Genomic DNA, 8,607 nt, shown 5'->3' with positions numbered 1-8,607 from the left:
TAATTAAACATATTTTTTCTTTCTTGGAAGGGTCTTTAGTTTAACTTCATTATTTCCATAATACAAAATAAAATCTTCTCCTAAAATACACTCCTTATGTAGTAAAATATCTTTTCCTTTAAAAATTCTATCAAAAATTCCTGAACTAATAATTAATCCTTTAATTGAATAGTCTCTTTTTTCTATAATTAAATCTTCTAAAATACCTATCATTGTATTATTTCTATCTCTAACATCAATATCTTTTATTTCTTTAAAAGATATCCCATTTTTCATACTTAATTCCTTTATTATCATTACATCTTCAATAGTTAATATATTTGAGGCTTCGATAAAGTTTTTCTTACTAAAAAACTTATAGTTAGAAATTGAAAAGCCTTTTATTAATCCCTTACTAAAATCTATAAATACATCATCTATTACCCCTAAGTACTTCCCCCTTAAATCATAGACCTTTAGCAAATAAAAATCCTTAGTCTTTAACATGGTATCACCCTCCTATAAACCCTAAATATATTATTTCCTAAAGGTAAAAAAAAATTCCTATATTTTAGAATATAGGAATTTTTTTATTTATATGATATTTTCTATTACTCCACCACCAATTACTAAATTGCCATCGTAAAATACAACTGATTGCCCCTTAGTAATCGCTCTTTGTTTATCTTTAAAGGAAACTTTAACTTTCCCATCTTCTAACGGAGTTAAAATAGCCTCTGCTGGTCTTGCTAGATATCTAACCTTAGCATAAACAGTTATTTCTTTATCTAGTTTGTCAAAAGGAATAAAGTTAACATCCTTAGCTACTAAATCAGTTTTAAATACATCCTCTTCAGGTCCTACTATAACTTCATTAGTATTAGGATTAATATCTGTAACAAAAACAGGATAACCTAAAGCTAAGCCAAGTCCTTTTCTTTGACCTATAGTATAATATACTATACCTTTATGCTTACCTAAAATATTACCATGCTTATCAACAAAATTTCCTTGCTTTACTTCATTAGGTCTAACTAAAGTAATAAACTTTCCATGATTATTATCAGGTATAAAGCATATTTCTTCACTATCCTTTTTATTATGAACAGCTAAACCTATTTCCTTTGCAATTTCTCTAATTTTATCCTTAGTGTAATCTCCACAAGGCATTAAAGTTTGACTTAATTGTTCTTGAGTAAAGTTATACAAAGCATAAGTTTGATCTTTCTTATCATCATCTGCCTTAATTAAAAGATGTCTTCCATCTTCATTTTTCTGTATTTTAGCATAATGACCAGTAGCTACGAAATCAGCACCAATTCCTTTAGCTCTTCTTAAAAATTCATCAAACTTTATATGCTTATTACAAGCTATACATGGATTTGGAGTTTTCCCTTCCATATACTCTTGAACAAAATAATCAATTACCTTTTCCTTAAAGGATTCTTTAAAATTAAGTACATAAAAAGGTATTCCTAGCTTATCAGCAACTCTTCTAGCATCTTCTACAGAAGAAAGTGAACAACAACCACCTTCCCTTTCAACGTAATCTTCAGATTCGTCGTCAAAGTGCTTCATAGTTACACCAATAACATCGTATCCTTGTTCTTTTAAAAGATATGCAGCAACGGAGCTATCAACTCCACCGCTCATACCTACTACTACTTTTTTCTTCATTTTATTTCCTATTCTTCACCGTGGACATGATCATGAATATCATCATGTTCTTCAAAATCCCAAAGCTCTAAACCTGCATTATTTCTATAATCATTAATTGCCTTATGTATAGCTTCTTCAGCTAGTACTGAACAATGCATTTTTACAGGTGGAAGTCCATCTAACGCTTCTGCAACTGCTTTGTTAGATAATTCCCAAGCTTCTTCCACAGTCTTTCCTATTATTAATTCTGTTGCCATTGATGATGATGCAATGGCTGATCCGCATCCAAAAGTCTTAAACTTTGCATCCTTAATTATATTATCTTCGATTTTTAAATAAACCTTCATTATATCGCCGCATTTGGCATTACCAACTTCTCCAACACCACTTGCATTTTCAATTTCCCCTACATTTCTTGGATTTCTGAAATGATCCATAACCTTATCGCTGTACATCATAATATTTTTCTCCCTTCTTTAAAAAGTCTTCCCATAATGGAGACATATCTCTTAATCTTTTGATAATTGGTGGAACAACTTCTAAAACATAATCTACATCTTCTTCAGTTGATCCATCACCTAAAGTTAATCTTAATGATCCATGTGCTAATTCATGTGGTAGTCCTATTGCTAATAATACATGTGATGGATCTAAAGATCCCGATGTACAAGCACTTCCACTTGAAGCACATATCCCTTCAAAGTCTAAAGAAAGTAATATTGATTCACCTTCTATAAATTCAAAAGTTATATTTGCATTTCCTGGTAATCTCATATCCCCTCTAGGTCCATTTAATCTAGTATGAGGTACCTTTAAAAGTCCATCTATTAATTTATCTCTAAGAAAAGTCATTTTCTTATTATGCTCTTCTAAGTTTTCAGTAGCAAGTTCTATAGCTTTTCCAAGTCCAACTATTGAAGCAGTATTTTCTGTTCCTGCTCTTCTAGCTCTTTCTTGTCCGCCTCCATGAATTAAATTATCTATTCTTACACCTTTTCTAATATATAAAGCACCTGTTCCCTTTGGTCCATAAATTTTATGTCCAGCAAGAGATAAAAGGTCAATGTTCATTTCTTTAACATCGATTGCTATATTTCCAACTGCTTGAACTGCATCTGTATGGAATAATACTTTTCTTTCTCTACAGATTGCTCCTATTTCTTTTACAGGCTGAATAGTTCCTATTTCATTATTTGCAAACATAATAGAAACTAATATAGTCTTGTCAGTTATAGCATTTTTAAGTTCTTCTAAGTTTATAAAACCTTCTTTATCTACATTTAAATAAGTAACTTCAAAGCCTTGCTTTTCTAAATATTCACAAGTGTGAAGAACCGCATGATGTTCAACCTTAGTTGTAATTATATGATTTCCTTTTTTTCTATGAGCTGAAGCAACTCCCTTAATAGCCCAGTTATCTGCTTCTGAACCACCTCCAGTAAAGTAAACTTCACTTACATCACAGTTTAAAGCCTTAGAAACTCTATTTCTAGCTTTGTCTATAGCCATTTTAGTTTCTCTTGAAATCCCATAAAAAGATGATGGATTACCATACTTTTCAGTAAAGAAAGGCATCATTTCATCTAAAACTTCTGGCTTAACATACGTTGTTGCTGCATAGTCCATATAAACATTTTTCATCTTTACTCGCTCCTCTTAACAAACTTAATGGATTCACTTTCAAACTTCATCCTATTATAATCATCTACAATATCTTGAAGGGTTATGCTTTCCATTACTTCATCTATACTGTTTTTTATTTTTTCCCATAACAATCTAGTAGCGCAAAAGTCTATATTATCACAGTCAGCTCCTTCAATGCATTCAGCAATTTCAACTGGCCCTTCTAATACATACATTACATCTGCTACTGTTATATCTTTTGGAGCACTATTTAGCACATATCCACCTTGAGCTCCTCTTATACTTTTTATAATTTTTGCTTTTCTAAGAGGTGAAAATAACTGCTCTAAATAATATTCAGATATATTTTGTCTTTGAGATATAGTTTTTATAGAAACGGGGGCATCTCCATAGTGCATTGCAAGGTCTACCATAGCCTTGACCCCATATCTACCCTTAGTAGAAAGCTTCATTTTTCTTCCCCCTTTAAAGTTTACTATTTTACTAGTATTTACTCAAATATCTTATCAAAATGCTCTGATATTGTCAATAATCATAAAACCTAGTCTTTACCCTTTTAACTCATATAAAATAACTATATAACTTAATGTTTACATATGAACGAGCTTAATAGAATGTGGAGATTTTATTACAACTTATATAATTAAATTATGCTTATTTAGAATTATTTATTATAGTATTCCAATATTGTTTTAAGCTATCTTCATACTTGTTATTTTGAGGCTCATAATATTTACTTCCTTGTAAATTATCAGGCAAATATTGCTGTTTAATATAATGATTATCATAATCATGTGGGTATTTGTAACCACCTACCCCTAAATTCTTAGCTCCAGAATAATGAGCATCTTTTAAATGATTTGGTACATCTCCTACATTTTTATTATCCAAATCAGATAATGCCCTAGATATAGCTTTATATGCACTATTAGACTTTGGTAGGGTTGCTAAATATATTACAATCTCTGATAGTATTAATGATGCTTCTGGAAATCCAACTTTTAAGGCAAGTTCAATACCAGAGTTCACAACAGATAAAGCATTTGGATGTGCAAGTCCTATATCTTCTGCTGCAATAATACTAATTCTTCTTATTATCGCCTGTAAATTACCTGATTTAATAAGCCTTGCTAAATAGTGAATAGCTGCATCTGGATCACTTCCTCTTATACTCTTTTGAAGTGCACTTAAGAAATTATAATACTCATCTCCACTAGCATCAGCTCTAATATGAGATTGATTTAACTCCTCAATGTATTCAACAGTTATATTTTTAATCTTATTTAATTGGGAATTAATACATAATTCTAATACATTATAAGCTTTTCTATAATCACCTTGTGAAATATCTGCAATGTAATTTAAAGCTTCTATAGTATAATTAACTTCAATATCTTCATTTACTAATTTTTTTATTGCTTTTTCAAGTCCTTCTAATATTTCTTCTAACTTTAATGACTGAAACTGAAAAATATTACACCTACTTAATATAGCTTTATGTATAGCAAAATAAGGATTTTCAGTAGTACTAGCAATTAAAGTTACCCTTCCATTTTCAATAAACTCTAAAAGTGCTTGTTGTTGCTTTTTACTAAAATGTTGAAGCTCATCTATATAGATAACCACTCCATTATAATTTAGTAAACTATCTAAACTATTAGTTATTTCTTGAATATCTTTAACTGATGCTGTAGTTGCATTTAATTTATAGAATTTTTTATCACTATAATTTGCCATAATATTAGCAAGTGTGGTTTTTCCTGTTCCTGGTGGTCCATACAAAATACAATTAAGTATTCTTTTACTAATTATTAAATTATATAAGGGTTTCCCCTTAGCTATTATATTTTTTTGACCTATAAAATCTTCTAATTTTTCAGGTCTCATAATCTCTGCAAGTGGTTTCATAATATTCACCCTCTTCTTAATAGTTTATCCCATCGCTACCATTGCTAACACTCCCCCTTCTACAAGTGGGAGCTAAGCACTGCTACGCACCTGGATTAGTTCTTCTAACCTTCAGGTAGAGTAGGCATCCTGTACTCTGCGAAAGTGATTCACACAAAATACAAGATTTTGGTTCTCTACTTTTAAGAAAACTCCACCTAAAGATAAGAATCACTTTATTTAAAGCCTTCATTTAATTCCTTTGCTTTTTCTAAATTTTCATACTCAGTTAATCCTTCAATATAAAATTCACCATCTTTTTCTTTAACTATAACCTCTAAAGGTATATCTTCTCCTATAGCCTCATCACTACCTTCTTCACTGCCCTCTTCATTTTTATGAACTTCTAAGCCCCTAGCTTTTATATTTAATAGCATATAAACTTTATACTTCTCGCCATCTTTAAAAGTATTAACAACCTTACTTTCATATTCTTCTATAGTTGCATCACCTATATATAATGAATAATACTCTTTATAATTGCAAACATAAAAATTCTTCTCACTAATATGCTTCTTCATAGTTTCATCATATCCATTTTCATAAGATAAAACTAAATCTATAGCTTCCTTGATATCTTTTTCTTTTCCAGAACTAATACTATCAGAATTACTGCACCCTACTAAAACTATAATTTGAATAATTACCAATATAATAAACGAGAAATATCTTTTTTTCATATACGCCTCCACATTTAATAAATTTATACATTACTTCATCTCTTTAAATAATATCATAAACATAATAAAACTATGTATAATTTTATTATAATATGAAAAAAATGATATCTCAATTTAACTTGAGATATCATCTTTATATAGTTTAAATATTATTTTTTCTTATTATCTTTTTTTGCTTCTTTAGCCTTTGGGCCTTCAAAAGCTTTTATATACATTTCTTTTAATTCACTCATTAATGGGTATCTTGGGTTAGCACCTGTACATTGATCATCAAATGCTTGCTCTACCATTTCGTCTAAAGTTTCATAGAATTTAGTTTCTGAAATTCCAGCTTCTTTTATAGTTTTTGGCATATTAACCTTAGCTTGTAGTTCTTCTACTGCTTTAATTAATAATTCAACTTTTTCTTCTTCAGTCTTTCCACCTAATCCAAGATGATCTGCAATTCTAGCATATCTCCACGCTGCATTTGGATATTTGTATTGAGCAAATGCTGCTTGCTTAGTTGGAGCATCAGCTGCATTAAATCTTATAACTTCATTCATTAATAATGAGTTTGCCATACCATGTGGTAAGTGATGGAATGCACCTAGTTTATGAGCCATTGAGTGATTAATTCCTAGGAAAGCATTTGAGAATGCCATACCAGCCATACATGATGCATGAGCCATTTTTTCTCTAGCTTTTACATTAGTTGTTCCTTCATTAAAGGCATCTGGTAAATACTTAAATACTAATCTTATAGCTTCTAAAGCTAAACCATTAGTATATTCAGAAGCCATTATTGAAACATATGCTTCTATTGAGTGAACTAATACGTCAATACCTGCACAAGCAGTTAATCCCTTTGGAGAAGTCATCATAAGTTCAGCATCAACTATTGCCATATCTGGAGTTAGCTCATAATCAGCAAGTGGATATTTAACTCCTGTAGTTTCATCAGTAATAACAGCAAATGGTGTTACTTCTGAACCTGTTCCTGCTGAAGTAGCAATTGAAACCATCATAGCTTTTTCACCCATTGTTGGGAACTTGTATATTCTCTTTCTAATATCCATAAATGTCATAGCTAAGTCATGGAAATTAACTTCTGGATGTTCATACATTACCCACATAATCTTAGCAGCATCCATAGCTGAACCACCACCAAGTGCAATAACTACATCTGGATTGAAGTCTAACATTTCTTTAGCTCCAGCTCTTGCACATCTTAATGTTGGGTCTGGTTCTACGTCTGAGAATATTTTAAATTGTATTCCGTTTCTTTCTAATACTTCAGTAACCTTGTTAGTGTATCCCATATCAAATAGCACTTTATCAGTTACTATAAATGCTTTCTTTTTACCCATATCTCTTAATTCTTCAAGAGCAACTGGTAAACAACCATATTTGAAGTAAACTTTTTCTGGAACTCTAAACCAAAGCATATTTTCTCTCCTTTCAGCTATGCTCTTAACGTTAATTAAGTGCTTTGGACCAACATTTTCTGAAACAGAGTTTCCTCCCCATGATCCACATCCAAGAGTTAATGATGGTGCTAGTTTAAAGTTAAATAAATCACCTATCGCTCCTTGTGATGCTGGCATATTGATTAATGTTCTAGCTGTTTTCATTTTTTCGCCAAATTGTAATATTCTATCTCTAGATTTTAATTGATCAGTATATAGGATTGAAGTATGCCCCATACCACCTAACTCTATTAATCTGCCTGCCTTTTCTAAAGCTTCTTCATAAGATTTAACTTTGTACATAGCTAGGATTGGTGATAATTTTTCATGTGAAAATGGTTCTTCTAACTCTACTGATTCTACTTCCCCTATTAATACCTTAGCTGATTCTGGAACATTAATTCCTGCCATTTCAGCAATTTTATAAGCAGATTGACCAACTATATTAGCATTTAATCCACCCTTTTCATTTAAGATAACTTTTCTTACCTTATCTACTTCTTCACCTTTTAAGATATAAGCTCCTCTATTACCTAATTCCTTCTTAACTTCATCATAAACTTGTTCTAATACTACTAATGATTGTTCTGATGCACAGATAACTCCATTATCAAAAGTCTTAGAAAGAAGTATTGAGTTTACTGCCATTTTTATATGAGCTGTTTCATCTATTATTGCTGGTGTATTTCCTGCTCCAACCCCTAAAGCTGGTCTTCCTGAAGAGTAAGCAGCTTTAACCATTGCTGGACCACCTGTAGCAAGAATTATATCTGATTCTCTCATTACATTTTGAGATAATTCAACTGATGGTTCATCTATCCATCCGATTATTCCTTCTGGTGCTCCTGCTTTAACTGCAGCTTCTAAAACTATTCTAGCAGCTTCAATAGTAGCCTTCTTAGCTCTTGGATGAGGTGAGATTATAATTGCATTTCTAGTTTTCAAAGCAATTAGTGTCTTAAAAATCGCTGTTGAAGTTGGGTTTGTAGTTGGAACTATTGCAGCTATAACTCCTATTGGTTCAGCTACTTTAGTAATTCCAAAAGTTTTATCCTCTTCTAAAACACCACAAGTTTTCATATCCTTATATTGATTATATATATATTCAGCTGCAAAGTGGTTTTTAATAACCTTATCTTCAACTATTCCCATTCCAGTTTCAGCAACTGCCATTTTAGCTAATTTAATTCTGTTGTCATTTGCTGCTATCGCTGCTTGTCTGAAAATTTCATCTACTTGTTCTTGAGTAT

The 8,607-nt window shown here is 31.1% G+C and carries 8 protein-coding genes; all 8 read right to left on the bottom strand.

Translation table 11 applies throughout. From position 1 onward, the window contains the following. Nucleotides 1-3: 3 nt before the first annotated feature. A complete protein-coding gene (locus tag E6248_RS09780) occupies nucleotides 4-486 on the bottom strand; it encodes a PRC-barrel domain-containing protein (RefSeq protein WP_316340625.1) in 483 nt (160 codons plus the stop codon). A gap of 87 nt (nucleotides 487-573) precedes the next feature. After that, nucleotides 574-1,656, bottom strand: coding sequence for a tRNA 2-thiouridine(34) synthase MnmA (gene mnmA, locus E6248_RS09775; protein ID WP_316340624.1), 1,083 nt, complete (start codon nucleotides 1,654-1,656; stop codon nucleotides 574-576). Nucleotides 1,657-1,664: 8 nt separating this feature from the next. Further along, nucleotides 1,665-2,096, bottom strand: a complete 432-nt coding sequence (nifU, locus tag E6248_RS09770; protein WP_316340623.1) for a Fe-S cluster assembly scaffold protein NifU — start codon at nucleotides 2,094-2,096, stop codon at nucleotides 1,665-1,667. Then, nucleotides 2,080-3,279, bottom strand: coding sequence for a cysteine desulfurase NifS (nifS, locus tag E6248_RS09765; RefSeq protein ID WP_291665593.1), 1,200 nt, complete (start codon nucleotides 3,277-3,279; stop codon nucleotides 2,080-2,082). The genes nifU and nifS overlap by 17 nt, the downstream gene beginning before the upstream one ends. Nucleotides 3,280-3,281: 2 nt before the next feature. After that, nucleotides 3,282-3,734 (bottom strand): Rrf2 family transcriptional regulator, encoded by a 453-nt coding sequence (locus E6248_RS09760; protein WP_136004675.1) that lies wholly within the window; start codon nucleotides 3,732-3,734, stop codon nucleotides 3,282-3,284. A 202-nt stretch (nucleotides 3,735-3,936) separates the two neighbouring features. After that, nucleotides 3,937-5,190: a replication-associated recombination protein A gene (locus E6248_RS09755; RefSeq protein ID WP_316340622.1), complete on the bottom strand. Its 1,254-nt coding sequence runs from the start codon at nucleotides 5,188-5,190 to the stop codon at nucleotides 3,937-3,939. Nucleotides 5,191-5,405: 215 nt separating this feature from the next. After that, complete coding sequence (locus tag E6248_RS09750; protein ID WP_316340621.1) at nucleotides 5,406-5,909, bottom strand: hypothetical protein; 504 nt, start codon at nucleotides 5,907-5,909, stop codon at nucleotides 5,406-5,408. Between the two features lie 149 nt (nucleotides 5,910-6,058). Then, a partial coding sequence (gene adhE, locus E6248_RS09745; protein WP_316340620.1) for a bifunctional acetaldehyde-CoA/alcohol dehydrogenase occupies nucleotides 6,059-8,607 on the bottom strand: 2,549 nt, incomplete at its 5' end.

It is taken from the genome of Clostridium sp. (assembly GCF_032552055.1).
Taxonomy (GTDB): Bacteria; Bacillota; Clostridia; order Clostridiales; family Clostridiaceae; genus Clostridium.
The sequence above is the reverse complement of the archived record's forward strand: the minus strand, read 5'-3'. Positions and strand labels throughout refer to the sequence as shown.